Origin of the sequence: Azospirillum halopraeferens DSM 3675 (genome assembly GCF_000429625.1) — a bacterium.
Lineage (GTDB): Bacteria > Pseudomonadota > Alphaproteobacteria > Azospirillales > Azospirillaceae > Azospirillum > Azospirillum halopraeferens.
On record NZ_KE386930.1, the window covers coordinates 68,365 to 94,760 of the forward strand.

Sequence of the window (26,396 nt, forward strand, 5' to 3'; positions counted from 1 at the left end):
CGGTCATCCACCGGCGCCGGGTGCGAACAGAGCCGCGTAGCGGCGCTGCATCTCCTCGGGCGTCACCTCCTCGACGGCGTGGCCGATCAGCCAGGTGTAGCCGAAGGGGTCGAGCACGGCGCCGCTGCGCTCGCCGTAGAAATGGTCCTGCGGCGCGCGGACCAGCCGGGCGCCGGCCGCCACCGCCCGATCGATGAGCGCGTCGGCGTCGTCCACATGCAGGTGGATGGACACGGCGGCGTCGGTTCCCTCGGCCGGGGCGTGGATGCCGTACTCCGGAAACGGGTCGGAGATCATGAGGATCGACGGGCCGATGGTGAGTTCGGCGTGGCCGATGCGGCCGCCCGGCTCGACCAGGCGGAACCGTTCGGCAGCGCCGAAGGCGGCCGTGTAGAAGGCGATCGCCGCTTCGGCGTCGCGGGCGCGCAGATAGATGAAGACCTCGCGGATCGTCACGGACCCCTCCCGGTGTTGGATGTCCGCGTCAGTTCACCACCGATCGGCACCGGCGTCTTGAACGGAACGGACGTGGCGGGCGTCCGCCGGCGCCACCGGCACATGATGGGCGAACAGGGGGGAGGCGCTGCGGTAGCGGCCCGGCGTGATGCCGGCGAACGCCGCGAAGTCGCGGCTGAAGTGCGCCTGATCGGCGTAGCCGGCGGCGGCGGCGATGTCCGCCAGCCCGGCGGCACCGTCCCCGTGCAGGCGGGCAAGGGCCCGGGTGAAGCGCACGACGCGGCCGTAGCGCGCCGGCGCCAGCCCGACCGCCGCGTGGAAGCGCCGTGCGAAATGCCTGTGGCCGAGACCGCAGGCGGCGGCCACCGCGGCGACGCCGCCGGCGCGGCCGAGGCGGGCGGCGGCGGCGGCGATCAGGGGATCCACGCCGGCGTCCGGATCGAGTCGCGCCGTCAGGGCCGCTTCGAAGACCGCGATGCGGCGGGCCGCCGATCCCGCCGTGGCGAGACGGTCGCGCAGCGTCTCCACGTACCCGCCGCCCCACAGGGCGTCCAGCGGCGTGTGGGCGCCGGCCAGGTGCGCGGCCGGCACGCCCGCCAGCGCCGCGGCGCCGCCGGGGCGCAGCACCGCGCCCACCGTGGGCACGGGGTGCGAGACGTCCTTCAGCCAGGGCCGGGTGCCGGCGCCGGCGATGACGCCGCCGGCGACCGTCCACCCCACGGGATCGTCGACGCCGTGGTACAGGCGCAGGGGTGCCGGCCCCAGCCGGAGGCAGAGGTGGACCGTGCCGGTCGGCAGGGACCGTTCGCGCCCCGACGCGGGCGGCGGTGCTTCGTCCCCGTCCGAAGCCCAGATCCTCTCGACGATCCGCGCCAGCGGTCCCGCCGGTCGGCGGCACAGCATCGTTCGGCCTCCTGCGCCGCGGCAACCGGTGCCAGGATAGGGCGGAGGCACCCGGCTGTCCATGGCCCGGCGCCGTCGGGCCGCCCGGCAGCTTCTCCACGCGCACCTCGGCGTCGCGCAGTGCCGCCATCGTCCCGGTCCCCGCGATCTCGCCGTCGGCCGGGCCGATTCCCGGCGCCCGGCCGCCGCGCGACGGCGTGGAGCGGATGGAGATGTAGCCGATGACGGCACCGTCCTCGGTGATGGGGGTGGCGTCGGCCTGCACCCAACAGTGGTCGCCCGAGCGGGCCCGGTTCTTCACCAGCCCCCTCCAACGGGCGGCCGGCCTTCATGATCGCCCACAGGTTGGCGAGGGCTTCGCGCGGCATGTCGGGATGGCGCACCAGATTGTGCGGTGCGCCGAACGCCTCGTTGGCGACGGTGATGCGCCCTCCGGTGTCGGTCTTCGACACCGGAACGTCACCATCCTCCATATCGATCCCGCGGTTGGTAACCGGCCCGTTGTTGCGCATGGTGTGCCCCGCAATGTTCAGTGTTCAAATGAGAAAATGGCCACGATCTTCGCATTGGCGGGCCGTATGGGAGATCAATGATGGAGATGATGGAGACGTCGCGCCGAAGCATCAAGCGAGGGTATCCTACCTGTGCTTGTGCACCGCAGGATATCGTGGGGGGTATGACGGATGAAGACAGTGTTTGTTTTGTCCATGAAGATATTCGGCGATCGCGGCGATTGCCGCCGTAGCCGCGGCATGCCGGCGGGGTCGGCGCCGCCCCGCCTGGGGGCGGCCATATCCCGCGAATATCCCTTGAATACGAACCGTCCTATGCCGGATGTACGGGGGGCAGCCATTCGGAGAACCGTCCCATGCCCCTGCGCACCCCGCTTCGCCACAGCCGCCGTCTTCTGGTCGCGGCGCTGGCCGTCGCCGCCGTCCTGACCCTGTTCGGTCCCCGCGCCGACGCGGGCGAGCTGTCGATCGTCTTCACCTCCACCATGGCCGACATCGAGCCGGTGAAGGACGAGGGCGGGCTGCCCCACCTGGCGACGCTGCTGGAGCGGCACCGCACCGAGGGCGCGGCCCTGTTCCTGCACGGCGGCGCCTCCCTGGCCGCCGGTGTCCTGTCGAGCTTCGACAAGGGCGCCCACATGATCGACCTGCTGAACGACCTGGCCCCCGACATGATGGCGGTGACCAAGCGCGACCTCGCCTTCGGCGAGGACGAGCTGACGCTGCGCGCCTTCGAGGCGCGGTTCCCCCTGCTCAGCGTCAACACCATCGACACCGCCACCGATGCCGTGCTGGAGGGGCTGGAATCGGGTCTGCTGCTGGACACCGCGGTGGGCAAGGTGGGTGTCGCCGCCGCCATCTCGCCGGAGCTGACCGTGCAGTACATCGTGCCGCGGATCACCGTGCGTCCGCCCGCCGAAACGCTGGCCGCCGCGGCCCGCGCCCTGCGCGCGCAAGGGGCGGAATTCGTCGTCGCCATCCTCGACAACACGCCCGAGGACGTGGAGGCGCTGCGCCGCGAGCCGGCCATCGACGCGCTGCTCCAGCTTGCCGCCGCCGGCAAGGACAGCCTGGAGATCGCCGGCGGCCGCGCCTTCGGCGTGCACACCAACGTCAAGGGCTCGGCCTTCGTGCTGCGGGTGGTGCGCGACGGGGCCGCGCCGCCGGCGGTGGCCTCGGGCGAGATCGTTGCGCTCGCCGGTCTTCCCCCCGATGCGGCGACCGAGGAACGGGTCGGCCGCTACCTCGCCCGCCTGTCGGAGCTGATGGACGTCCGGGTCGGCACCACCGCCACGGCGCTGGACACCACGCGCGAGGCGGTGCGCAGCCGCGAGAACGCCTTCGGTTCCCTGGTCGCCGACGCCATGCGCAGCCTGCTGGGCACCGACGTGGCGTTCTTCAACGGCGGCTCGATCCGCGGCAACCGGGTCTACGACGCCCACACCGTGCTGACCCGCCGCGACATCCAGCGCGAGCTGCCGTTCCGCGACTTCATCACCCGCGTCACCCTGAAGGGCGCCGCCCTGCGCGAGGCGCTGGAGCTGAGCGCCGCCGGCGTCGACACGCTGAAGGGCTCGTTCCTGCACCCGTCCAACCTGCGGGTGGTCTACGACCTGAAACAGCCGGCGGGCAGCCGGGTGGTGGAGGTCACGGTCGGCGGCAAGCCGCTGGACGACGGCGCCGACTACAGCGTGGCGCTCAGCGGCTACCTCGCCAGGGGCGGCGACGCCTACACCATGCTGAAGGCGTCGGACACCGTCTCCCCCGGCGAGAACGGCCGGCTGCTGTGGGAGGTCATGGCACAGTACCTGACGGACAAGGGCACCGTCGCGCCGCAGCTCGACGGGCGCATCGCCCTGAAATGACCGGGTCCGGCCCCGGCGGCTCCCTGCGCCGGCCGCCCCGCGGCGGCGTCGGGCGGCGCGTCGGCGTGGGGCTGCTGGTGATGGCCGGGGTGCTGCTGGGGGTGTCGGGCACGGCGCTGTACCACCTGTCGCAGTTCCGCGAGGCCCTGTCGACCCTGGCGACGGCGTCGCTGCCGCGCATCACCGCCGGCGCGGTGCTGACCGGTGATCTGCAGCAGCTCCTCTCCCAGGTTACCCGGCTGGGCGCCGCGGCCAGCCATCCCGAACGCCGGGTGGTGCTGGCCGAACTGACGGTCAAGCTGGACGCCGTCGCCGCCACGGCGGCGGATCTGGCGGGCGTGGCCGGCGGCGAGACGCTGCCCGGCGTGCTGCGCACCCTGACCCTCACCGTGCACGACCTGGACGGGCTGGTGGCGGAGCGCATCGACGCCGCCGCCCGTGCCGAGGCGGCGCAGGACGCCGCCCGCGCCCTGGCGGAGGAGGCCGGCGCCCTGGCGGCGGCGGCGCTGCCCGGACTGCCGCCCGACCGGCTGGAGCCGCTGACCGCCTGGATCGGCGCGACCAACGGTCTGGTGAGCGACGCGCTCCACGCCGCCAACGCCCGTTATCTGCGCGACCTGCGCCGCCTGGAGCGGACCGCCCGCACCACCCTGGCCGCCCTGCCGGCCCGCATCGACGGGCTGGAGCCCGTGCAGGCCGCCCGCTTCGCGGAACTCCGCCGCCGGCTGGACACGGCGCTGCTGGACCGCGACGGGCTGCTGCCGGCGCTGGCCGAGCGGCAGACCGCCATCGCCCGTTCCCGCGCCCTGACCCACCAGGCGCTGGTGATGGTGGAGGAGGTGGTGAAGCTCTCCCGCACCCTGTTCGAACGGGTGAACACCGCCGCCGATGCCGAGGCGGCCGCCCTCTCGCACACGGTGGAGCGGCAGAACCGCGTGCTGGTCGGGCTGGCGGCGCTGGGGTTCCTGGTGGCGCTGGGCGTGCACCTGTACCTGCGCCGCTTCCTGACGTCGCGGCTGGTGCGCCTGAACGCGGCGGTGCTCGACCGGGTGGACGGGCGCGAGACGCCGCTGCCCGACGGCGGCGGCGACGAGATCGCCACCATCTCCCGCTCCATCCGTCACTTCCTGGACGAGATCGCGCGGCGCCAGCGCGAGGTGGAGGAGGCCCGCCGGCGCGCCGAGGAGGCGTCGCGCGCCAAGGGCGCCTTCCTGGCCACCATGAGCCACGAGATCCGCACGCCCATGAACGCCATCCTCGGCCTGAGCCACCTCGCCCTGCGCGGCGACCTGCCGGAGCGGCCGCGCAGCCACCTCACGCGCATCCGCGCCGCCGCCACGGCGCTGCTGGGCATCGTCAACGACGTGCTCGACGTGTCGAAGATCGAGGCGGGCATGCTGACGCCGGAGCACACGCCCTTCGCGCTCGCCGCCGTGCTGGACGGCGTCGCCGGCGTGGCCGCCCTGCCCGCCGGTGAGAAGGGGCTGGACCTGCGCATCGCCGTCGATCCGGACGTGCCGCCGGTGTTGGCGGGCGATCCGCTGCGGCTGGGGCAGGTGCTGCTCAACCTCGTCAACAACGCCGTCAAGTTCACCGAGCGGGGCGAGGTGACGGTGCGCGTCGCCCTGGAATCGCGTGCGGCGGAGACGGCGGTGCTGGCCCTCACCGTGCGCGACACCGGCATCGGCATGACCGCCGCGGCCATGGAGCGGCTGTTCGAATCCTTCACCCAGGCCGACAGCTCCACGACGCGGCGCTACGGCGGCACCGGCCTCGGTCTGGCGATCAGCCGCCGGCTGGTCCGGCTGATGGGCGGCGACATCACGGTGGAGAGCGCCCCCGGCCGCGGCAGCGTCTTCCGCTTCACCGTGCGTGTCGGTATCGCCGCGGAATCGGCCCTCGGGGCCGATGCGGCGGGGCAGGGCGGGGCCGTCGTCCCGCCGCGGGTGGCGGGCCCGCTGCGCGGCCTGCGCGTGCTGGTCGCCGACGACAACGCCATCAACCGGGAGATCGCCCGCGGCATCCTGGAGGACGCCGGGCTGGAGGTGGTCGAGGCCGCCGACGGGCCGGAGGCGGTGCGCCTGGCGCTGGACCCCGACGCGCGCATCGCCGCCCTGCTGACCGACGTGCAGATGCCCGGCATGGACGGCCCGGAGGTGGCGCGGGCGATCCGCCGCCGTGTCGGCCCCGACCGCTTGCCCATCATCGCCCTGACCGCCCACGCCCTGGACGAGGAGCGCCGCCGCTGCCTGGACGCCGGCATGGACGACCACGTGTCCAAGCCGGTGGAGCCGCGGCACCTGGTCGCCGTCCTCGACCGCCTGCTGGCGGCGCGGTGCGCCGGCGGCGCCGACGGATTGCCGGCGGTGCTGCCCGGGTTCGACCTCGCGGCGGCGCTGGCGCGCATGAACGGCAACGCCCGCACCCTGCGGGCCGCCATCGCCGATTTTCACGACCGCTGCGCCGGCGCCGGGGGTACCCTGCGCGCGCTGCTGGCGGCGGAGGACCGGACGGCGATGGAACGGCTGGCCCACGGGGTGCGGGGAACGGCGGGAACGGTGGGGGCCGTCGCGGTCGCCGATGCCGCGGCGCGGCTGGAGACGGCGTTGCGCCGCCGCGACACGGCGGCGGTGCCGGAGCGGCTGGCGGATCTGGAGGCGGCGCTGGCGCCGGCCGTGGCCGCCGCCGCCGGGCTCGGCCGGCCGGCACCGGCCGCGGCGTCCGCTCCGGCCGGCGGCGGAGGGCAGCCGGCGGGGCCGCTGCTGGAGGCGCTGGCGGCGGCGTTGCGCGCCGGCAGCCTGGCGGCGCCGCGGCACCTGGCGGCCCTGCGCGGCGCCCTGGCGGGACGGCACGCCGATCGGCTGGACGCCGTGGCGGCGGCGGTGGACGCCCTGGACTTCGCCGCGGCGCAGACGGCGCTGGCCGGGCTGGCCGAAGCTCTCGCGGCGGAGGGAGCGGTGACGCCATGAGCGGGCACATCCTGATCGTCGACGACGACACCGCGACCATCCGCGCCCTGGGCGCGCTGCTGGAGGACGCCCACGAGGTGCGGTTCGCCACCTCCGGCGCCCGCGCCCTGGAGCTGATCGCCGCCGACCCGCCGGAGCTGGTGCTGCTGGACGTGGTGATGCCCGGCATCGACGGGTACGCGGTGTGCCGGCACCTGAAGGCCGACCCGGCCACCGCCGACCTGCCCGTCATCTTCATCACCGCGCTCGCCAGCCCGGAGGAGGAGGCGCGGGGACTGGAGACCGGCGCCGTCGATTACGTCACGAAGCCCTTCAGCCCGGCCATCGTGCGCGCCCGCGTCGCCACCCACCTGACGCTGCGCCGGGCCGGGGCGGCGCTGCGCGACCAGAACCGCCACCTGGAAACCCTGGTGGAGGAGCGCACGCGCAAGCTGGCGGCGGCGGAGCGGGAGAAGATGGCGGCCCTGCGCCGCCTCGTCGCCGGCGTGGCGCACGAGATCAACACGCCGCTCGGTGTGGCGCTGGGCTGCGCCTCCCACCTCGGCGACCGCGTCGCCGCGCTGGCCCGGCAGGCCGCCGGCAACGGCCTGCGCCGCGCCGACCTGGACCGCTTCGTGGAGAGCGCCGGGGAACTGGCGGGCCTGCTGTCGGCCAACCTGGTGCGCACCGGCGACCTCGTCCGCCTGTTCATGGAACTGGGGGCCGACCGGCGCGGCCGCCGCCGCGCCTTCGCCCTGGCGCCCTTCCTGGAGGAATGGGCGGCCGGGCCGGAGGCGGCCGTCGCCACCGCTGCCGGGCATCGCCTGGCCGTGTCCTGCCCCGGCGGGCTGACCGCGGAGGGGGAGCCGGCGGTGCTCGCCGCCGTCCTCGAGCGACTCGTCCGCAACGCGGCCGAGCACGCCTTCCCCGCCGGCACCGCCGGGCGGATCACCCTGTCCGCCGCCCCCGACGGGCCGGACGGCATGGTGCTGCGGGTGACCGACGACGGCGCCGGCATTCCCCCGGACCTGACGGAGCGGGTGTGGGAGCCCTTCTTCACCACCCGCCGCGCTGCCGGCTCCATCGGCCTCGGCCTCGCCATCGTCCACAACCTCGTCACCGATCGCCTGGGCGGCACCGTCGCCGCCGAACCTGCGCCCGGCGGCGGCACCGTCGTGACCCTGCGCCTGCCGCTGTGCCAGCCCGCGCCGCCCTGAGTCCGGCACGCCACCCTCCGCGACTCCCCGATTTCCCGACGGTTTGATGCGCATCCTGCTCGACGCGCGGCCCGCCGGCCCGGCGCCCGGCCCTGCAATTGTCTCATCATATGGGCATGCATCTTTCTATTTGACACACTGTCGCGGCGGGCGTAAATTGTTGGCCAGGTCGACGAGCGACGGATTTTCCAGCCATGGACGACGACGGGTCGGTGCTGACGGAGACGCCGGAGCGGCAGCAGGTCAAGGGCACGCAAACCCTGCTGCGCGGCCTGGCGTTCCTGGAGTGTGTGGCCGACGGTGTGGGCGACGTGAAGGGAATCGCCGCCCGGCTGGGCACCCCGCGCAGCACCACCCACCGCATGCTCAGCAGCCTGGTGGCGGAGGGTTACCTGCACCACGTCCCCTACAAGGGTTACCTGCTGGGGCCGAAGCTGATCGCGCTCGGCGGTAAGGCGCTGGAACAGCGGCCCCTGGTGGCGCTGGCCCGGCCGCATCTGGAGGCGCTGGCGCGCTACACCTGCGACACCGTCCATCTTGGCGTGATCGAGGGGGCGGAGGTCTTCTATCTGGACAAGATTCCCGGCACCCGCGGGCTGGAGATGCGCTCGCGCGTCGGCTACCGCATGCCGCTGGCCTCCACGGGCCTGGGCAAGGCGCTGATGCTGGGTTTGCCGCGCAACCGCTGGCGCGCCCTGTACGACCGGGCGCAGGAGTTGTCGGCCTCCGTGCCGGACCGGCCGCCGCTGGCCCCCTGGCCGGAGTTCGAGGAGCGGCTGGCCCGTTACGTGGGCGACGGCTGGTCCTTCGACCTGGAAGAGAACGAAATCGGCATCCGCTGCGTCGGTGCGCCGGTGCGGGACATCCGCAACCGGGTGGCGGCCGCGGTCAGCGTGGCGAGTGCCGTTCCCTATATGCCGGACGACCGCATGGCGGAGCTTGGCCCCATCGTGCGCGCCACCGCCGACGCGATATCAAAGGAACTGGGATGGACACCGGAATTGACCCCGAACGGGCCGCGCTGATCGCGCTGGACTGGGGCACCTCCAGTCTGCGCGGCTTTCTCATGGGGCGTGACGGCCTCGTTCTGGCCGAGCGCGCCACCGCCCACGGCATTCAGAACCTGCCGGTGCCCGGCGTGGCCGGATTCGAGCAGGCGTTCGCCGAACTGTGCGGCGACTGGCTCGCCGCCTGGCCCGATCTGCCGGTGGTGGCCGGCGGCATGGTCGGCAGCGCCCAGGGCTGGGTCGAGGCGCCGTATGTGTCCTGCCCCGCCGACACGCGTACGCTGGCGTCCCGCGCCGCCGTGGCGACCACCGCCGCGGGTGTGCGCGTGGTGATCGCGCCGGGCGTGCTGCACGACCCGGCGGGTGCTGCCCCCGACGTCATGCGCGGCGAGGAGATCCAGATCGCCGGGGCGCTGGCCGACCGGCCGGACTGGGCGCGCGCCGCCTGCATGGTGCTGCCCGGTACCCATTCCAAGTGGGTGCGGGTGGCCGACGGGCGCATCACCGGCTTCGACACGTACATGACCGGCGAGATGTTCGCCCTGCTGTGCCGCCACTCCATCCTCGGCCGGCTGATGCCGGACGGCGGGGCGGCGGACGCGGCGGCGGCCGACGCGGCCTTCGCCGAAGGTGTGCGTACGGCCCGTGCCAGCCTGCCCGGCGACCTGACGCACCAGATCTTCGCCGTGCGTACGCTGGGCCTCACCCGGCGCATGGCGCCGGAGCTGCTGAAGGATTACCTGTCGGGCTTGCTGATCGGCCATGAGCTGACCTCCGGCCTGGCCCGCGCCGGCCGGTCGCCGGACGACGGCACGCCGCTTCTGCTGATCGGCGACGGCGCGCTGTGCCGCCGCTACGTGCGGGCGCTGGAGCTGGTGGGTGTCCATCCCGCCGCGCGCCTTGAGAACACGGCCCCCCGGGGGCTCCACCGGTTCGCCGCGGCGGCCGGCCTGATCGCCCCGATCGGAGAGCACCACCATGCCTGACGCCACCCTGACCGCCCGCCTGGACGGCGCCTTCGCCGCCCTGCCGCTGGTCGCCATCCTGCGCGGCCTGACGCCCGCCGGGGCCGACGGCGTTGCCGACGCCCTCTACGGCGCCGGGTTCCGCCTGATCGAGGTGCCGCTCAACTCGCCCGAGCCGTTCGACAGCATCGCGCGCATCCGCCGCCGGCTGCCCGCCGACGCCCTGGTCGGCGCCGGCACCATCACCGCCGTGGAGCAGGTCGCGCATCTGGCCGCCCTCGGGGCGGAGCTGGCGGTGATGCCCCACGCGGACACCGCGGTGATCGCTGCGGCCGCCGCCGCCGGCCTCGTCTGCGTCCCCGGCGTCGCCACCCCGACCGAAGCCTTTGCCGCGCTGAAGGCCGGTGCCGCCGCGCTGAAGCTGTTCCCGGCGGAACTGCTGCCGCCGGCCGGCCTGAAGGCCATGCGCACGGTTCTGCCGCCCGGCACCCGGATCCTGCCGGTGGGCGGCATCACCCCGGACACCATGGGTCCGTACCTGGCGGCCGGGGCCGCCGGCTTCGGGCTGGGGTCCGCGCTCTACAGTCCCGGCCTGCCGGCGCCCGAGGTGGCCGGCCGGGCCGACCGTTTCGTCGCCGCGTGGCGGGCGCTCCGGCCCGCCTGAGGCCCGTCCCGCGGCGGCAAGGGTCCGTAAGGCGCCGAACCACAACGCGTCACGGGCCACCGTCCAACCCGAGCAACCAACGCGATACCAAAGCCAAGGTCCCAAGGGAGATCGTCATGAAGTGTCTTCGTCTCGTGACCGGCGCCGTGGTCGGCGCCGTGGTGTCCGCCGGCCTGGTGGCCGGCGCGCAAGCCGCCGAGTACCCGACCAAGCAGATCGAGCTGATCGTTCCCTACGCCGCCGGCGGCGGTACCGATCTGGTGGCCCGCGCCTTCGCCGACGCCGCCAACCGCCACCTGCCCAAGGCCATCGGCGTCGTCAACAAGACCGGCGGCGCCGGCGCGGTCGGTCTGACCGAGATCATGGCCGCCCGTCCCGACGGCTACAAGGTGGGCATGGGCACGGTGGAGATCACCATGCTGCCGCACCTGGGTCTGGCCCGCTTCACGGTGGAGGACTTCACCCCCATCGCGCGCCTGAACGCCGAGCCCAGCGCCGTCACCGTCAACGCCGACGCGCCGTGGCAGACGATCGAGGAGTTCCTCGCCCACGCCAAGGCGAACCCCGGCAAGGTGCGCATCGGCAACTCCGGCACCGGCGCCATCTGGCACCTGGCCGCGGAAGCGATGGCCAAGAAGGCCGAGGTGTCCTTCAACCACGTCCCCTATGACGGCGCCAACCCGGCGGTCACCGCGCTGCTCGGCAACCACATCGAGGCGGTCACCGTCAGCCCGGCCGAGGTGTCGAGCCACGTGGCGGCCGGCAAGCTGCGCATCCTCGCGGTCATGGACGAGAAGCGCTCCGCCACCTTCCCGAACGTCCCCACGCTGACGGAGAAGGGGATCGACGTGACCGTGGCCACCTGGCGCGGCATCGTCGTGCCCAAGCGCACGCCGAAGGACGTGGTCGAGACCCTGCGCTCCACCGCCAGGGCGGCCGCGGACGAGGCGTCGTTCCGTGAGCAGCTCCAGAAGATGAACCTCACCCACGCCTACGCCGACTCCGACGCCTTCAAGGCGGTCATGGAGAAGGACAACGCCTTCTTCAAGGAACTGATGACCGAGCTGGGCATCGCGCAGTAACGCGCCGCCATCGCTCCCTCTCCCCCGCGCCCGCCGCGGGGGAGGACGGGGGCGGACAGCGCACCGGTAGGAGTTCCCACCATGAGTCACGCCCCGTTCCAGGGCGGCGACGACGAGTCCGTGCGGCCGGGCGAACGCATCGCCACCCTCGTCATCGCCGGTGTCGTCTGCGTCGTGGCGGTGGCCGCCATCGTCGCGGCACTCGATTTCCCGGCCACCCGGCTGGCCACCGACGTCGGCCCCGCCCGCTTTCCCATCGTCTACGCCGTCGCTCTGATCGGCCTGTGCGGGGTGCTGGCGGTGAACACCCTGCGTGCCCCCGTATCGCGTTCCGAGCCGGACGCGGACGCGGAGAAGCCCAGCTACATCAGCGTGGCGCTGGGCATGGCGGCGACCGCCGCCGGCATCTTCGCCATGGGCTACGTCGGCTTCCTGCCCGCCACCGTCGTCTTCCTGTTCGCGCTGATGCGGCTGATGGGACGGCGCAACCTGCTCCTGAACGCGGTCTTCGCGGTCGTGCTGACGGCGGTGATCTACGTCGCCTTCCAGCATGGACTGAACGTGCCGCTTCCGGAGGGAAGCCTCTTCGAATGACCCGGCGACCCACGGTGCCGGCGGAGGCCTGAGATGTTCGAATTCAATCTGCTGCTCGAGGGCGCGCGGACGCTGATGGGTCAGCCCATGGCGCTGCTGCTGGCCCTGATGGGCGTGGCCCTGGGCATCGTCATCGGTGCCATGCCGGGCCTGACCGCGACCATGGGCGTCGCGATCCTGCTTCCCTTCACCTTCGGCATGGACCCGTTGTCGGGCCTGCTGATGATCTGCGGCGTGTTCTTCGGCGGCATCTACGGCGGTTCGGTGACCGCCATCCTGCTGAAGATCCCCGGCACGCCCGCGGCGGCGGCGACGGCCATGGACGGCTACGCCCTGACGCGCCAGGGCAAGGCCGGGCTGGCGCTGGGCACCGCGGTCTTCTCGTCCTTCCTGGGCGGCACCGGCAGCGTGCTGGTGCTGATCTTCATGGCGCCGATCCTGGCCAGCTTCGCGCTGAAGTTCAGCGCGTCGGAATCCTTCGCGCTGGCCGTCTTCGGCCTCAGCATCATCGCCAGCATCTCCGGCAAGTCTGTGATCAAGGGGCTGATCGCGGGCTTCCTCGGCCTGCTGCTGGCCACCGTGGGGCTCGACCCCATGGGCGGCTTCCCGCGCTACACCGGCGGCTACACCGAGCTGTTCGCGGTGCCCTTCATCCCCGTGATGATCGGCCTGTTCGCCGCCGCCGAAGCCTTCAAGGCGATGGAAGATCCCGAGGTGCGCGGCGGCATCGCCACGGCGCTCGGCCGCATCATCCCGCCGTGGCGCGTCTACCGCCGCATGCTGCCCACCGTCGGCCGGTCCGCCGGTCTGGGCGTGGCCATCGGCATGATCCCCGGTGCCGGCGCCGATATCGCCGCCTTCGTCGCCTACAACGAGGCCAAGCGCTTCAGCAAGACGCCGGAGACCTACGGCAAGGGCGAGCCCAACGCCGTGGCCGCCTGCGAGGCCGGCGCCAACGGCTGCACCGGCGGCGCGCTGCTCACCATGCTGACGCTGGGCATTCCCGGCGACGCGGTGACCGCGGTGATGCTGGGCGCGCTGACGCTGCAGGGCCTGCAGCCGGGGCCGCTGCTGTTCCAGGACCACGCCGGGCTGGTGTTCACGCTGTTCGCGGGCATGCTGTTCTGCTACGTCGCCATGCTGGTGGTGGGCCTGGGCTCGCTGCGCTTCATGGGCCGCATCCTGCAGATGCCCAAGTCGGTGCTGACGCCGACCATCCTGGCGCTGTGCATCGTCGGCACCTACGCCCTCAACAACAGCCTGTTCGACGTCGGCATCATGCTGGCGGCGGGCGTCGTCGGCTACTTCATGCAGAAGTGGGACTTCCCGGCCTCGCCGGTGGTGCTCGCCCTGATCATGGGGCCGATGGCCGAAGCCAACTTCCGGCGCGCCCTGTCGCTGTCGGACGGCGGGCTGGACTTCCTCTACACCCGCCCGATCACCGTCGGCCTGCTGACCGCCGCGGCCATCACGCTGGTGCTGCCGCTGGCGCGGCGGTGGCTGGCCGTGCGCTCCGCCGCCAGGGTGCGGCAAGACGGGCGTCAACCCAACGGAAAAGGCGCCGCCTTCGACCCGGCGGCGAGCCGCGAATGACCACCGTGACCACCATCGGAACGGACGCCGTCATCGTCCCCGACCTGCGCACCGGCACCGGCGAGAACCCCGTGTGGGACGCCGGCACCGGGCTGTGGACCTGGATCGACATCCCGGCCCGGCGGGTCCATCGCTACGACCCGTCGTCGGGCGCACTGATGACCTGGACGCTGCGCGAGATGATCGGGTGCCTGGCGCTCACCGCCGGCGGCGGCGCCGTCGCCGCCTGCGAGACCGGGCTGTTCGCCCTCTCCCTGCCCGAGGGGGGCGGGGAGGCGGGCATGACCCCGCTGTCCTCCATCACCTTCCCCGGGCCGGGCATGCGCTTCAACGACGGGCGCTGCGACCGTCAGGGGCGGCTGTGGGTGTCGTCGATGGTGATGGACATCACGCTGGGTGACGCCAGCGGGTCCTGGTACCGCTACACCCCCGGCGAGGGGCTGGTCGAGGGCGGGCTCGGCGGGTACATCATCCCCAACGGCTCCGCCTTCAGCCCCGACGGGCGGACGTTCTACCACTCCGACACCCACCGCGACGTGCGCACGATCTGGGCCCGCGACTACGACCCCGACGAGGGACGGGCGGGCGACCGGCGCGTCTTCGTCGATCTGACGGGCACCGGCGGGCGCCCCGACGGTGCGGCGGTGGACGCCGACGGCTGCTACTGGATCTGCTGCCTGGACGAGGGCTGCATCAAGCGCTTCACGCCCGACGGGCGGCTGGACCGCCGGGTCGACGTGCCCATGCGCAAACCCACCATGTGCGCCTTCGGCGGCGAGGACCTGGGCACCATGCTCGTCACCTCCCTGTGCCGCGGGCCCGACGACCTGGCCGGCGACCCGCACGGGGGCCGGGTGCTGATGTTCCGCCCCGGTGTGCAGGGACTTCCCGAACCGCGCCTGCGCGCCTGATACGGCGCTGCGGGCCATCGATCACGATGTTACGAGAGGCTGAAGCGACATGTTCGACGATCTCAAGGGCAAGCGCGTCCTCATCACCGGTTCCACCCTGGGCATCGGCCTGGCGGCGGTGGAGGCGTTCGCCCGCGCCGGCGCCAAGGTCGGCATGAACGGCCGCCGCACCCCGACGGACCTGGAGGCGACGCTGGCTCGCCTGAACGACGCGGACGGCGAGGTCGCCTTCTTCGCCGCCGACGTGTCGAAGAGCGCGGACTGCGAGCGCCTGATCGAGGCGTTCGTGGCGCGTTTCGGCGGGCTGGACGTGCTGATCAACAACGCCGGCGGGCTGGTCGGCCGCACGCCGCTGGAGGAGATCGACGACGCCTTCTTCGACGCGGTCACCGACCTGAACGCCCGCTCCGCCCTGATGATGACCCGCTTCGCCCTGCCGCACCTGCGCGCCGCGGCGAAGGAGAGCGGCACCACGTCGTCGGTGATCTCGGTCGGCTCGGTGGCCGGCTACACCGGCGGCGGGCCGGGCGCCGGGCTGTACGGCGCAGCCAAGGCGTGGCTGCACAACATCCAGAAGAACTGGGTGACCTTCCACACCGCCGACGGCATCCGCTTCAACATGGTGTCGCCCGGCGTCTTCGACACCGCCTTCCACGCGGACAAGGACGAGGCGACCAAGGCGGCGATCGGCAAGGGCTTCCCCATGGGCCGCCTGGGCCGTCCGGCGGAGTGCGCGCCGGCCTTCCTGTTCTTCGCGTCGCACGCCTGCAGCGGCTACATCACCGGGCAGGTGCTGGACGTCAACGGCGGGCAGTACATGCCGTGACCGGGCCCTTCGACCTCACCGGCAAGGTGGCGCTCGTGACGGGCGCCAACACCGGCATCGGCCGGGCCATCGCGGTGGCGCTGGCCGGGGCCGGCGCCGACGTGGCGGTGGCCGGCCGCTCGCCGCCCGACGAGACCCGTGACGCGGTGGAGGCGGCGGGCCGCCGTTTCCTGGCGCTTACCGCCGACTTCACCGACCCCGACCCCGCCACCCCGGGCGGGCTGGTGGCGGCGACGGCCGAGGCGCTGGGCGGGCCGGACATCCTGGTCAACAACGCCGGCACCATCCGCCGCGCTCCGGCCCTGGAGTTCACCGCGCAGGACTGGGACGCGGTGATGGACGTGAACCTGAAGTCGGTGTTCTTCCTGTGCCAGGCCTTCGCGCGGCCGCTGATCGACGCGGGCCGGCCGGGCAAGATCATCAATGTGGCGTCCCTGCTGTCCTTCCAGGGGGGCATCCGCGTCGCCTCCTACACGGCGGCGAAGAGCGGGCTGGCCGGCATCACCCGGCTGCTCGCCAACGAGTGGGCGGGGCGGGGCATCAACGTCAACGCCCTGGCGCCCGGCTACGTGGACACCAACAACACCGCGGCCCTGCGCGCCGATCCCGTGCGCAACGCCGAGATCCTGGCGCGTATCCCCGCCGGCCGCTGGAGCGTCCCCGCCGACCTCGGCGGCCCGGCGGTCTTCCTCGCCTCCGCCGCGTCGGACTACGTGCACGGCGCCATCCTGCCGGTGGACGGGGGCTGGCTGGCCCGCTGAGGCGCAGGTTCCGCTGTCGACCCGTGAAAGGGGCCCTGCCGGTGGCAGGGCCCCTTTTTCGTGGCGCGCCCGGGACGGGCACGGACGCCCCATTGCCGGATGGCGACCGCCTCCGCAAGAGGAGTCCGGGTTCTGCATCCTTTGGATACACCGGCAGCGACGCGTGGACACCGCTCGTCCTGCGTCCCATGCGAGGCCTTTCCTTCGATGCGGTGCGGCTACCGTGCACAATCCGGTCCCTGTGGCGGCAAGGTTGATCTGATGAATCCCGGAGAGCGACGGCCGGGAGGTGTCTTGATTGATGGCCCGGTAAGGAAACAACTTGCTTGCTGAGGCGTCCATTATCGGGCATTGTTATGGCGCCATGCTTGTCTCGGGCGATTACAATAGCGGCAAGATGGTTGTCAGGTTGCATGAAAATGCGGCCCCGGGGATCGCGAGGTGTAGCTTACTGACGCTTGGGGGGTGTCTCTCCCGGCGATCGTCGGAGAGAGATCGATTGCCAATCAGAGTGCCGAGCCGCAATGGCGCGGAATAATTTACGTTTCGTGAAAAATAAGAGACAATTTACGATGGTGAACCGTTTCGGCGCAATTGTATTGTCCATTTTGATTGCGGCGACTGTGCTGGGGGTGACAGCACTGGTTCTGCCCGCATGTGCCATCGGTGTCTTCTCCTGGTCCAGCGCATGCCCTCCCGCAGCCTCCGCGGATGGAAGGGAAGCCGAGCGGCCCTCCTCATTGCATGCACTGGAATCGCAGCGGCGGGCTCTGGAGTCCGAGATCACCACTCTGCAACGCCGGATTGCAGCCCTTCCGGTATGCCCCCGGCCGACAGTCGCGCCGGCTCCCGGCGGGGACGTTCCCGTCGCCCCGACGCCTGCGCCGCCCGGGCAATCGCGTCCGCTCATCCGGCACCATCGAACGGTTCCCGGTCGTTCCCCCCCGGCCCGCCTTCGGGCCGGTGGCGCGGGGGCCCGCCGTTTGATCAGACACTCCTGAACGAGACCGTCATGGACAGCCATTATCTCACGAAGACCGTCCTTGCTCCGGCCAATCTTCTGCGGGTCGGCGACGGCACGGTGCTCGAGCAATACGACGCTCTCGAGCGAGCGCTCAACGTTCGGGGTGACGGCGGTCCGATGACGCTGTTCGCGCAACCCTTGCCGGGTTCATCGGGCGCCGACGGCGTCACCATTGCCTGGTACACCCGTCTCACAGGGCAGGGGCGGCGCCTCGTTGATCTGGACGGGGAAGCTGCCGCCGACGCGGAAGCCCGGCTTCGCACCCGGCTTGCCGCGATCGCCCCCTTGCTGCGTAATCCCGATGTTGCACCGTTGCTCGGCGCCGCACTGCTGATCAATGACCTCGACAGCATCAGGGTGATTGACGGTGAGCCGGTGCTGGTGAACTGGGGTGCAGCCCCCCCTCCCGCCGCTACCGATGCCGCAGCCCGTACGGCGCATTACCAGCAGACCCTTGGCCGTTATCTTCCCCTTGACCAGGCTCCGCCGATTTCCGTGGCGGAGTGGCGGGCCCGCGGCGGATCGGCGGCGCTGGCTGCGGGCGTTGCCGCGGCGGTCGGTGGCGGGCGCCCGGTCGCTGCCGCACCGGCGGGAGGTTCGGAGGCCGCGGCATCGGGCGGGACCGTACGGCAGCAAGTCCATGCCGGCGTCGTTTCCGGAGTGATGCCGGCGGACACGCCCGTTGCGCCGGTCCACATGACGCTCGGTGTCCGGCATTGGGTGCCGCTGCTGCTGTTGCTGGGCGTGGCGCTGGTCGTGCTGTTCTGGCTCCTTCTTCCCGGGACGCGGCTGTTCCCGGAGCCGCCGGCGCCGCGCGTCGTTGCCAACGCCGAAGCCGAGCGGATACTTGCCGAGGTCAACCGCACGCTGGAAGAACGGGCCGGAGCATTGCGTGATGCCCTGGCCGGTGCCGTCTGCACGGCAGACGGTGTGATGGTTCTGCCGGACGGACGCACCGCCGAAGGCCTGGCTCCTTCCGCCGCCGGCGTGAACACGCCCGTTCCCGCTCAGCCCGCCCCCGCCCGACCGGACGCACTGGTTCCCCCCGATCCCGGCCGCGTCGATGTGCAGCGCGCCAGCGGCGCGTCCGCCCCGGGTGAGGGAGAGACGGTTTCACTTCTGCGGACCATCGAGGAACAAACCACGCTGGTTCTGTCGCAGGCCCGCAGTGGGTCGGGTACCGGCTCGGGCTTTTTCGTCGCCCCCGATCTCGTGGTGACCAACCATCATGTGGTCGAGGGAGCCATGGCGGGCGGCGGCAAGGTCTTCGTGGGCAACCGCAGTCTGGGCCGCCTTCACGAAGCGACGATCGTCGCCGCGCTCGGCCCGCTGGAGACGGCGAACGCAGATTTCGCACTGCTGCGGGTGGCCGGTGTGTCGATGCCGTTCTACACGCTGCGCTCTGCCGTCGAGACCATGAAGCTGCAGAACGTCATCGCCGCGGGCTATCCCGGCGCGATCCTGGAGACGGATGCCAACTTTCAGCGGCTGCGGGAGGGCGACGGGACGGCGATTCCCGATTTGAGTGTGACCGCAGGGATCGTGAACACTGAGCAGGACCTCGCACCGGGCATGCGCGCCCTGATCCACACGGCCGTGATTTCACCGGGCAATTCGGGTGGTCCTCTGGTCGACAGTTGTGGCCGGGCGGTCGGCGTGAACACGTTCGGGCGGACGTCCGATCAGCGTCACCTCAATTTCGCCCTGGCGACCACCGATCTGATCCGGTTTCTCGACGCGCAAGGGGTGCCCCTGGCGCGGAACAGCGAACCGTGCGTGCCCAACGTCCGCCCGCCCGCCCCACCTCCGCGCCCGCCGGGTGATGCGGCGGCTGCAACCGGCAGCGCGCCGGTCGATGCCCCGTCGGCGCCCCGGTGACGGGACGGGTGCGGCTATGGATTGGTCATCATGATCCAGCTCAAGCTAACGACCACCGCTTCGGCGGGATTGAGGCCGCTCGGAACGCCGGGTCAGCGCTCGTTCGAGCTGATTGTGCCGACCGTGCAGCGGGCGCTGGGAACGGCGCACGCACAGATCTTCGCCGAACCGGTCCCCGCTCCCCTCGGTGACGTCACCGACTGGTACGCACCCCTGCCGGGCACGGCCAGGCGCCTGATCGACCTCGACCCCGACCGGCAACGGGCGGCCCGGGATCATCTGGGTCACCTCGCGGCGGATATCTTCGCCATGGCCGACCGGCTTGCCGGCGGCGCCGACCCCGAGAGTCAGCGGCTGGCGCAAGCCTTGCGCAACGCCCTTGAGGTGCCTGACGAGACGGCCATCTACGTCATCGGACAGCAACCGGTCCTGACGAACTGGGCGCATCAGCAGGACGTCAAGGAAGCGCCCCGTGGCATCCTGTCCACCATGGTCCCGGCACGCCGGCCGCCGCCGCCGTCGCCACCCCCCCCACCGCCCGGCCAGCCCGCGGCACCGGTTCCCGTACCGCCGGTGCCGGTTCTGCGCCACTGGACGTTCTGGTTGTGGTGGCTCCTGGTGGCGGTGACGGGTGCCATCCTTGCCACCATCATATGGTTGTTGATCGCACCGTGCGGGCTGAGCGGCCCGGCGTTTCTCAACACCTGCCCGGCCCCGCCCGAAGTGTCGGTGATCGATCCGACCCTTGAGAACCGGCGCGTTCAGATCCAGTCGGAAATCGCCATGCTGGAGCGCCAGGCCCTTGCAGCGGAACGGGCCTGCCAGCCGGAGCCTCCCCCGCCACCCGCTCCCCTGCCGGCCGCGGAGCCGGCGCCCGTGGCACCGCCACAGGATGAGATCGATGAACGCCGGGAACGGGCCGGCGGTCAGCAGGGCGAGTTGACCATCACGCTGGCGTGGGACAGCACGGCTGACCTCGACCTGCATGTCCGGTGCCCGGCCAATCAAGTGATCTTCTTCCGCAATCGTGCTGCATGTTCGGGCGGCGTGCTGGATGTGGATGCCAACAGCGACGCGGGAACCCGCACCAGGACTCCCGTCGAGAACGTCTTCTTCGGAAGCGGAGCCGCGCCGGGGACTTACCAGATTTCGGTCCACCTTTTCAGGGACAACGGCGGCAGAAGTCATGATTTTACGGTAAGGGTGCGGATGGGTGCCGGAACACAAGATCTTCGCGGCACGGTCAGTACGCGACAGCCGGTCTGGACGCACACCATCGAGTATAGGGAATGACCATGTCCGGAGCAGAACCGGAGTTGCGGCGCCTGTGTGACTGGAAGGGCGAGACGACGCTGGTGCCGTTCAGCGGCATCCAGATCCTCGATTTCGGCTTTGCGATCGACCGGGCACCCTTCCGTGCCAAGGGGTTCATCGAACGGATCACCGGCAGGGAAGGTGACCTGGACGTCTGCACCCTGCTGCCTTTGACCGGCGATGACGACCTGGACGCCGATGTCCTGAAGGCCGGGCAAAGCGATGACACGGCGTACGACATCACGCTGAAGCAGGCGCTGGAGCCGTTTCTCGGCGCCTGGCTGCCGGCTCCCCTGCTCCGCATCCGCCCGGGACGCGGGGCGAACGGTGCCGAGTTGTACGACGCCGGTCCATCGACGTGGTGCCGGGTACGGATCATTGCTTTGCCTGCTCCGGACGGGGCGGGAAACACGCACCGCGTGCAGCTTGCCATCGACACGGCGCTCGTGGCGGAAGATGATCTCGCGTACTATCTCACGCCGTCGCGGAAGGATGCCGAAGACGAACGGGAGTTTCGCTTCGTCGCCGACGCCTCCGACGTTGCATGGTTCCTGCGCCGCCCGACGGCACTTCCGACGGGCGAACAGATCGATGTGCAAAGCTGGGTCAGCGAGTGGCTCGAAGAGGAATTCCTCGATTACAAGCGTGCCCAGCGGCGCGGCAAGCCCCTGCGCGACGAGGACCTGCCCTACCGATTCGAGCACTGGGCTCGCTACCTGACCCTGATCTCATTGATCGAGGCCGTGGTTGACATTCCGAAGATCCGGCTGCTCGACGTGGTTTCGGCCGAGAGCCGTTACGCGCCGGTGGAGGTGGATCTCGTTCTTGACGTCGGCAACAGCCGCACCTGCGGCATCCTGATCGAGAGCTTCCCCGGTGACGCCCGGGTGAACCTGAACGATTCGTATGCACTGGAACTGCGTGACCTGTCCCAGCCGGAGCTTTCCTACTCCCGGCTGCTTGAAAGCCGGGTCGAGTTTGCCGAAGCGACCTTCGGCAGGGAGCACGTGGCTCGCCGCTCCGGTCGGCGAAACGCATTCATCTGGCCCTCCTTCGTCCGCATCGGTCCGGAGGCCATGAACCTTGTCCGTCGTGAGGAAGGCACGGAGATCACCTCCGGCCTGTCTTCGCCGAAGCGCTATCTCTGGGATGAGGCGCCCGTTAACCAGAACTGGCGCTTCCAGAATGTCGGCGCGAACCAGGCCCTGCCGATGATCGCCCGCTCCGCGTTCCGTTTCCTGAACGAACGCGGCGATGTGATCCGCCAGTTGGAGGAAGAGGAAAAGCGCGGCCTGCGCCGCCGCAACCGGGTCAGCAAGGATCCGGCGATCCGTCCCCGCTTCTCGCGCTCATCTCTGTTCGGCTTCATGCTGGCTGAGATCTTTTGCCACGCGCTGGTGCAAATCAACGACCCGGCCGCTCGCGCCAGCCGTGCGCAGTCGAGCCTGCCGCGCCGTTTGCGCAGCATCATACTCACCCTTCCGTCGGCAACGCCCATCCAGGAACAGGCGATCATCCGCTCGCGCGCGGAAGGGGCGCTCAAGCTGATCTGGTCGATCCTCGACATCCGGGAGAGCACGGCAACCACCTGCCGGCGTCCCAACCTGATCGTCGAATGGGACGAGGCGACCTGCACCCAACTCGTCTTCCTCTACACGGAGATCAGCCGCAAGTTCAACGGCGATATCGATGGGTATCTCGCGCTCAAAGGCAAGCCACGCCCCCTGGCCGGCCAGCCCGGCGGTGCGCCGCAGCCGTCCCTTCGCCTGGCGTGTGTCGACATCGGCGGCGGGACGACGGACCTGATGATCACGACCTACCACGGTGAGAGCAACCGCGTGGTGCACCCCTACCAGACGTTCCGGGAGGGATTCCGCATTGCCGGAGACGATTTGCTGCGCGACGTGATTTCGGCTCTGGTGCTTCCCCGCATTCGCAACAGCATCGAGGCGGCCGGCGGCCAGTACGCCCAGGAGCGCCTGAAATCCCTGTTCGGCGGCGACGTCGGCGGGCAGGACGAGCAGATCCGCCAACGCCGCAGGCAGTTCGCGTTGCGGGTCCTCATGCCGCTCGGCCTGGCACTGCTTGAGCGCTGCGAGCATGCGGCGGAAAATGACATCATCCATTTGCGCGCAGTCGAGGTTCTGGGAAGGCCTGTGTTGCCGCGCAAGACCGTCGGCCCCGCCGGTCGCGATGCGGTGACGAGCGAAGGCGCACCCGTCGAACTCGCGCTTCCCCGGGTGTTGATCGATTATCTGGAGGCTCCCGCCCGTGCATCGGGAGCCACCGATTGGTCGCTCGCCGAATTCGAATGCACGATCAACCGGGCGGAGGTCGACGCGGTCGTTCGCGACGTCTTCCAAAAGGCGCTGAGCAACATGGTCGAGGTGATCGGCCATCTGGACTGCGATGTCATTCTGCTGACCGGCCGTCCGTCCCGTCTTCCCGCGGTGAGGGCCATTCTGCGGGAGATGCTGGCGGTCACGCCCGACCGGCTGATCTCGATGCACCGGTACCGGGTCGAGGGATGGTACCCTTACCGCGACCTTATCACGAACCGGATCAGCGATCCCAAATCGACCGTGGCGGTGGGGGCCATGCTGTGCGCCCTGTCCGGCAGCCGGATCGACAACTTCCGCATGATGACCAACCGGCTGGGCATGCGATCCACCGCACGTTTCATTGGTGAAATGGCGCTCAACGGCCAGATTCTCAACGACCGTCTTCTGCTTCACGATATCGACCTCGATGGCGGCGAGGGCGGCGAAGAGGTTCAGGTCAAACTCTACACGCCGATACACATCGGCTTCCGGCAGCTTCCGCTGGAGCGGTGGACGACGACACCGCTCTATCGACTCGAATTCAGCAATCCCGGGGCGGCGAGCAGGCCCGCGCCCCTGAGCGTGACCCTGCGGCGCAGTGAATTCGATTCCGAGACCGAGACTGCAGAGGAAAACCTCAAGGTCCAGGCCCTGCGCGAGGCTTTCGAGGTCATTGAGGTCGAGGACGCTGATCAGGTCCGCTGCATGACGTCCGATGTTCGCCTCACTCTGCAAACGATCGGATTCGAGAGCGATTACTGGCTCGATTCCGGTGTGTTCCGGTTCGTGTGAGGAGAATGACATGACGACACCGGATCTTGCGGCGATCTGCACCCGCACTGCCGAACTGGCCGGTTCGGCACTGGACTGGATCACGGATCGGGAGAACGCCGACATCGTCGGCAGCCAGGTGCCCTCTCTGACCCGCGAACTGCGCCGGGCGGCGTCCCGCGCCCGCAAATTGGCTACGGCCGCGGAACGGAACATGTGCGTCGGCGTGTTCGGCCCGAGTCAGGCCGGCAAGTCGTTCCTCGTGTCGGTCCTGGCGCGCCCGCAGAACGGCAATCTGGCGGCCGACTTCGACGCACCCCTGGGGCGGAAGGATTTCATCTCGGAGATCAACCCGCCCGGTGAAGGCGAGTCCACCGGACTGGTGACCCGCTTCACGATGCGGCGCGAACCCTGTCCGAGCGGCTATCCGGTGCGTCTGCGGCTTCTTTCCGAAGCCGATCTGGTGCGTGTGCTGGCCAACACCTTCCTGATGGACGGCGACCAGACTGAGGAGCCCCCGACGCCGGAGGAGATCAACGGGCTGCTCGAAACCTACTCGAAGAAGAAGGGGGCGGGCGTCGGCATGTCCGCCGAGGAGGTCTGGGACATCCGGGAGTACTTTGAGAAGGGGTTCTCGCGCTCTGCCTACGTTGCGGCACTGAAGCCGTTCTGGGAGGAGGCGGCCGACATCGCGCCGGGGCTCGCGCCGATCGATCGTGCCCGCTTCCTCTCCATCCTGTGGGGCCGCCACGACCTTTTCACGGACGTTTACACCACACTGTCGGCAGCACTTGCCAGGATCGGCCATGCGGGCGAGGTGTTCGCGGCGCCCGAGGCCCTGCTGCCGCGCGACGCGTCGATCATCGACGTCAAGACGCTGGCCGGTCTTGACGGCGGCGGCATCCAGACCGAGGTCGCCCTTCGCACTGCCTCCGGTATCACCGCAAAGCTGACCAAGCCGATCATGACCGCCCTCACGGCGGAGCTGGTCATCACCATGGCCGAGCAGCCCTGGGACATGTTCTCCCGGACCGACCTTCTCGATTTTCCCGGTGCCCGGGCGCGATTCACCAACAATCTGGCAAAGACCTTCGCCACTGCGGAAACCCCGCGGAAGGACACGTTCCTACGGGGCAAGGTGGCCTATCTGTTTGACCGCTACGTTGCCGAGCAGGAGCTCACCTCGATGCTGCTCTGCATTCCCCCCTCGAACATGGAGGTGACGGACCTGCCGGGGCTGGTCGAGGACTGGGTCACGGCAACGCACGGCGCGACTCCCGGTGAGAGAGCGCAAACGGAATGCATCCTGTTCTTTGTGTTCACGAAGTTCGACATGCATCTCGCTGACAACGCAGCGACGGGCACCGACCCGGTGACCCGGTACGAGCGACGCATCGCAGCCTCGATGACCGATCCCTTCGGAAAGCTGTCCGACAGTTGGGTGAACGACTGGGCGCACGGGCGGGCATTCGACAACTCCTATTGGCTGCGCAACCCGAACTATCCGGCCGAGGCGTTCATTCGGTACGACGCCAACCTGCGTGAAACCGGATTCGTGGCCGAAAAGGAAGCGCGGCTGGCGGAACTGCGGGCCGGTTGCCTTTCGGTGCCCGCTGTGCGCAAGCACTTTGCCGATCCGGCGCGCGCCTGGGACGCGGCGATGAGCCTGAACGACGGCGGCGTCTCCTATCTTGTGGAACGGCTCACCCCGGTCTGCCGTCCGGAAATCAAGGCCAGACAGATCGGGGCTCAACTCGCCATCGTCTGTCGCCATATCCAATCCAAACTCCAACCCTTCTATGTTTCCGATGAAATAGAAACGCGGCTGGAGGAAAAGCGCGCCGCCGCGGCGGACGTGCTGGCGGCGTTGTCCCACGCCGGCGAACTGTCGAAGTTCGGCGAGGTGCTGGAGGCGCTCATGGTGGACGCCGACGCCATCGCCGATCGCATCCTGCGGGTTCCGGACAGTGTGCGGATCGTGGCCGGCAGCGGCCCGCGAACTCCGTCGATGAGTGATCCGACGCCGTCCGCCTCGGGTGGCGCGCGTCCCGTCCTGCCCGGCAGCGGGACGGGGCCGCGCCCGGTTGTGCCCGGCGGCGGCGTTGCCGCGGCCCGTCCGGTTCTGCCCGGCGGGATCAGAGTTGCGGCCCCCGCAACGGCTGCCGGGGCCCCTCCCTCCTCATCCCATGGCGGAGGCAACGCGCCGGTGGTGCGCAGCCTGACCCGGGAGGCGTTCCAGGCGGAAATGGCCATGCTCACCTGGGTCGAAACCATGCACGATTTCGCCGCGCGACCGGATCTCTACGCCCATTTCGGGATTTCGCCGGAGGTGGCGGACAACCTGGTCTCCGAATTGGTGGCGGCGGCGCGCCGGTTCGGTGTCCAGCGCAAGCTTACCGAAGAACTGGCGAAGCTGAACTTCTTCCTGCGCGCGGAAGGCCTCTCCGGACCCGTTGCGACGATAGCGGGCGACAGGATTTGCCGTTTCGTTGCCCGGCTGGGTGTCGATGACCTGCCGCCCGCTCGGCGGCCCAGGGTGCAGTATGAGGACGGATCGGAGAAGCCGGTATTTCAGCCCCGTCCGCTCCGCTTTTCCGCCGAGGATCTGCCGGAACAGGAACTGAACGAGGCGGCGGTGTATCTCACCGACTGGTTGTTCGCGCTTTACCAATTGTACGAAGACAACGCAAGAAGCACCGAGGGAGCCTCCATCAACGTCGAACAGAACAGCCGCCTCGGCGGCATTCTGCGGTCGATCGAAGGCATCAAGGTCTAGGAAGCGCG

At 70.5% G+C, this 26,396-nt stretch carries 19 protein-coding genes; 17 read left to right on the forward strand and 2 right to left on the reverse strand.

Annotated features, from left to right (window positions below):
• Positions 1–3: 3 nt before the first annotated feature.
• Both G472_RS0129720 and G472_RS36470 read right to left on the reverse strand, forming a co-directional pair.
• Positions 4–456, reverse strand: a complete 453-nt coding sequence (locus G472_RS0129720; RefSeq protein WP_029011305.1) for a VOC family protein — start codon at positions 454–456, stop codon at positions 4–6.
• A 33-nt stretch (positions 457–489) separates the two neighbouring features.
• Entirely contained in the window at positions 490–1,359 is an 870-nt protein-coding gene (locus G472_RS36470) for a helix-turn-helix domain-containing protein (RefSeq protein WP_051341596.1), read from the reverse strand.
• A 221-nt stretch (positions 1,360–1,580) separates the two neighbouring features.
• Here G472_RS36470 and G472_RS40760 point away from each other — a divergent pair, with 221 nt between their 5' ends.
• The 17 genes from G472_RS40760 (at position 1,581) to G472_RS0129805 (ending at position 26,388) form a co-directional block, all read left to right on the forward strand.
• Entirely contained in the window at positions 1,581–1,952 is a 372-nt protein-coding gene (locus tag G472_RS40760) for a hypothetical protein (protein WP_156927304.1), read from the forward strand.
• 275 nt (positions 1,953–2,227) lie between these two features.
• Positions 2,228–3,736 (forward strand): bifunctional metallophosphatase/5'-nucleotidase, encoded by a 1,509-nt coding sequence (locus G472_RS0129730; RefSeq protein WP_029011306.1) that lies wholly within the window; start codon positions 2,228–2,230, stop codon positions 3,734–3,736.
• The gene (locus tag G472_RS37785; protein ID WP_051341598.1) at positions 3,733–6,705 is read left to right on the forward strand and encodes a hybrid sensor histidine kinase/response regulator; all 2,973 of its coding nucleotides are present in this window, start codon (positions 3,733–3,735) and stop codon (positions 6,703–6,705) included. The genes G472_RS0129730 and G472_RS37785 overlap by 4 nt, the downstream gene beginning before the upstream one ends.
• Positions 6,702–7,901: a hybrid sensor histidine kinase/response regulator gene (locus G472_RS36480; protein WP_051341601.1), complete on the forward strand. Its 1,200-nt coding sequence runs from the start codon at positions 6,702–6,704 to the stop codon at positions 7,899–7,901. Before G472_RS37785 ends, G472_RS36480 begins: the two co-directional genes overlap by 4 nt.
• A gap of 194 nt (positions 7,902–8,095) precedes the next feature.
• The gene (locus G472_RS0129745) at positions 8,096–8,926 is read left to right on the forward strand and encodes an IclR family transcriptional regulator (RefSeq protein ID WP_029011336.1); all 831 of its coding nucleotides are present in this window, start codon (positions 8,096–8,098) and stop codon (positions 8,924–8,926) included.
• Positions 8,890–9,894 (forward strand): 2-dehydro-3-deoxygalactonokinase, encoded by a 1,005-nt coding sequence (locus G472_RS0129750; protein ID WP_029011307.1) that lies wholly within the window; start codon positions 8,890–8,892, stop codon positions 9,892–9,894. The genes G472_RS0129745 and G472_RS0129750 overlap by 37 nt, the downstream gene beginning before the upstream one ends.
• Positions 9,887–10,537 (forward strand): 2-dehydro-3-deoxy-6-phosphogalactonate aldolase, encoded by a 651-nt coding sequence (locus G472_RS0129755; protein WP_029011308.1) that lies wholly within the window; start codon positions 9,887–9,889, stop codon positions 10,535–10,537. Before G472_RS0129750 ends, G472_RS0129755 begins: the two co-directional genes overlap by 8 nt.
• A 116-nt stretch (positions 10,538–10,653) precedes the next feature.
• Entirely contained in the window at positions 10,654–11,619 is a 966-nt protein-coding gene (locus G472_RS0129760; protein ID WP_029011309.1) for a tripartite tricarboxylate transporter substrate binding protein, read from the forward strand.
• Between the two features lie 81 nt (positions 11,620–11,700).
• Positions 11,701–12,213, forward strand: coding sequence for a tripartite tricarboxylate transporter TctB family protein (locus G472_RS0129765; RefSeq protein ID WP_051341603.1), 513 nt, complete (start codon positions 11,701–11,703; stop codon positions 12,211–12,213).
• 33 nt (positions 12,214–12,246) lie between these two features.
• On the forward strand, positions 12,247–13,806 hold the full coding sequence (locus G472_RS36485; RefSeq protein ID WP_084536992.1) for a tripartite tricarboxylate transporter permease: 1,560 nt from the start codon (positions 12,247–12,249) through the stop codon (positions 13,804–13,806).
• Positions 13,803–14,717 (forward strand): SMP-30/gluconolactonase/LRE family protein, encoded by a 915-nt coding sequence (locus G472_RS0129775; RefSeq protein WP_051341605.1) that lies wholly within the window; start codon positions 13,803–13,805, stop codon positions 14,715–14,717. The genes G472_RS36485 and G472_RS0129775 overlap by 4 nt, the downstream gene beginning before the upstream one ends.
• Before the next feature lie 49 nt (positions 14,718–14,766).
• On the forward strand, positions 14,767–15,543 hold the full coding sequence (locus G472_RS0129780; RefSeq protein ID WP_029011312.1) for an SDR family NAD(P)-dependent oxidoreductase: 777 nt from the start codon (positions 14,767–14,769) through the stop codon (positions 15,541–15,543).
• On the forward strand, positions 15,540–16,304 hold the full coding sequence (gene kduD, locus G472_RS0129785; RefSeq protein ID WP_029011313.1) for a 2-dehydro-3-deoxy-D-gluconate 5-dehydrogenase KduD: 765 nt from the start codon (positions 15,540–15,542) through the stop codon (positions 16,302–16,304). Before G472_RS0129780 ends, kduD begins: the two co-directional genes overlap by 4 nt.
• A 1,012-nt stretch (positions 16,305–17,316) precedes the next feature.
• Positions 17,317–19,206, forward strand: a complete 1,890-nt coding sequence (locus tag G472_RS39290) for a S1 family peptidase (RefSeq protein WP_169732870.1) — start codon at positions 17,317–17,319, stop codon at positions 19,204–19,206.
• 30 nt (positions 19,207–19,236) lie between these two features.
• Complete coding sequence (locus tag G472_RS0129795; protein ID WP_029011314.1) at positions 19,237–20,499, forward strand: hypothetical protein; 1,263 nt, start codon at positions 19,237–19,239, stop codon at positions 20,497–20,499.
• Positions 20,496–23,633 carry a virulence factor SrfB gene (locus G472_RS0129800; protein ID WP_029011315.1) on the forward strand — a complete coding sequence of 1,046 codons (3,138 nt, stop codon included), beginning with the start codon at positions 20,496–20,498 and terminating at the stop codon, positions 23,631–23,633. Before G472_RS0129795 ends, G472_RS0129800 begins: the two co-directional genes overlap by 4 nt.
• 10 nt (positions 23,634–23,643) lie before the next feature.
• Entirely contained in the window at positions 23,644–26,388 is a 2,745-nt protein-coding gene (locus G472_RS0129805) for a virulence factor SrfC family protein (protein ID WP_035694228.1), read from the forward strand.
• Positions 26,389–26,396: the final 8 nt, after the last annotated feature.

Excerpts from the sequence above, each read along its gene's own strand:
- G472_RS36470 (WP_051341596.1), bottom strand. The coding sequence starts at position 1,359 with ATGCTGTGCCGCCGACCGGCGGGACCGCTGGCGCGGATCGTCGAGAGG.
- G472_RS40760 (WP_156927304.1), top strand. The coding sequence starts at position 1,581 with ATGACGGCACCGTCCTCGGTGATGGGGGTGGCGTCGGCCTGCACCCAA.
- G472_RS0129730 (WP_029011306.1), top strand. The coding sequence starts at position 2,228 with ATGCCCCTGCGCACCCCGCTTCGCCACAGCCGCCGTCTTCTGGTCGCG.
- G472_RS37785 (WP_051341598.1), top strand. The coding sequence starts at position 3,733 with ATGACCGGGTCCGGCCCCGGCGGCTCCCTGCGCCGGCCGCCCCGCGGC.
- G472_RS36480 (WP_051341601.1), top strand. The coding sequence starts at position 6,702 with ATGAGCGGGCACATCCTGATCGTCGACGACGACACCGCGACCATCCGC.
- G472_RS0129745 (WP_029011336.1), top strand. The coding sequence starts at position 8,096 with ATGGACGACGACGGGTCGGTGCTGACGGAGACGCCGGAGCGGCAGCAG.
- G472_RS0129750 (WP_029011307.1), top strand. The coding sequence starts at position 8,890 with ATGGACACCGGAATTGACCCCGAACGGGCCGCGCTGATCGCGCTGGAC.
- G472_RS0129755 (WP_029011308.1), top strand. The coding sequence starts at position 9,887 with ATGCCTGACGCCACCCTGACCGCCCGCCTGGACGGCGCCTTCGCCGCC.
- G472_RS0129760 (WP_029011309.1), top strand. The coding sequence starts at position 10,654 with ATGAAGTGTCTTCGTCTCGTGACCGGCGCCGTGGTCGGCGCCGTGGTG.
- G472_RS0129765 (WP_051341603.1), top strand. The coding sequence starts at position 11,701 with ATGAGTCACGCCCCGTTCCAGGGCGGCGACGACGAGTCCGTGCGGCCG.
- G472_RS36485 (WP_084536992.1), top strand. The coding sequence starts at position 12,247 with ATGTTCGAATTCAATCTGCTGCTCGAGGGCGCGCGGACGCTGATGGGT.
- G472_RS0129775 (WP_051341605.1), top strand. The coding sequence starts at position 13,803 with ATGACCACCGTGACCACCATCGGAACGGACGCCGTCATCGTCCCCGAC.
- G472_RS0129780 (WP_029011312.1), top strand. The coding sequence starts at position 14,767 with ATGTTCGACGATCTCAAGGGCAAGCGCGTCCTCATCACCGGTTCCACC.
- G472_RS39290 (WP_169732870.1), top strand. The coding sequence starts at position 17,317 with ATGGACAGCCATTATCTCACGAAGACCGTCCTTGCTCCGGCCAATCTT.
- G472_RS0129795 (WP_029011314.1), top strand. The coding sequence starts at position 19,237 with ATGATCCAGCTCAAGCTAACGACCACCGCTTCGGCGGGATTGAGGCCG.
- G472_RS0129800 (WP_029011315.1), top strand. The coding sequence starts at position 20,496 with ATGACCATGTCCGGAGCAGAACCGGAGTTGCGGCGCCTGTGTGACTGG.
- G472_RS0129805 (WP_035694228.1), top strand. The coding sequence starts at position 23,644 with ATGACGACACCGGATCTTGCGGCGATCTGCACCCGCACTGCCGAACTG.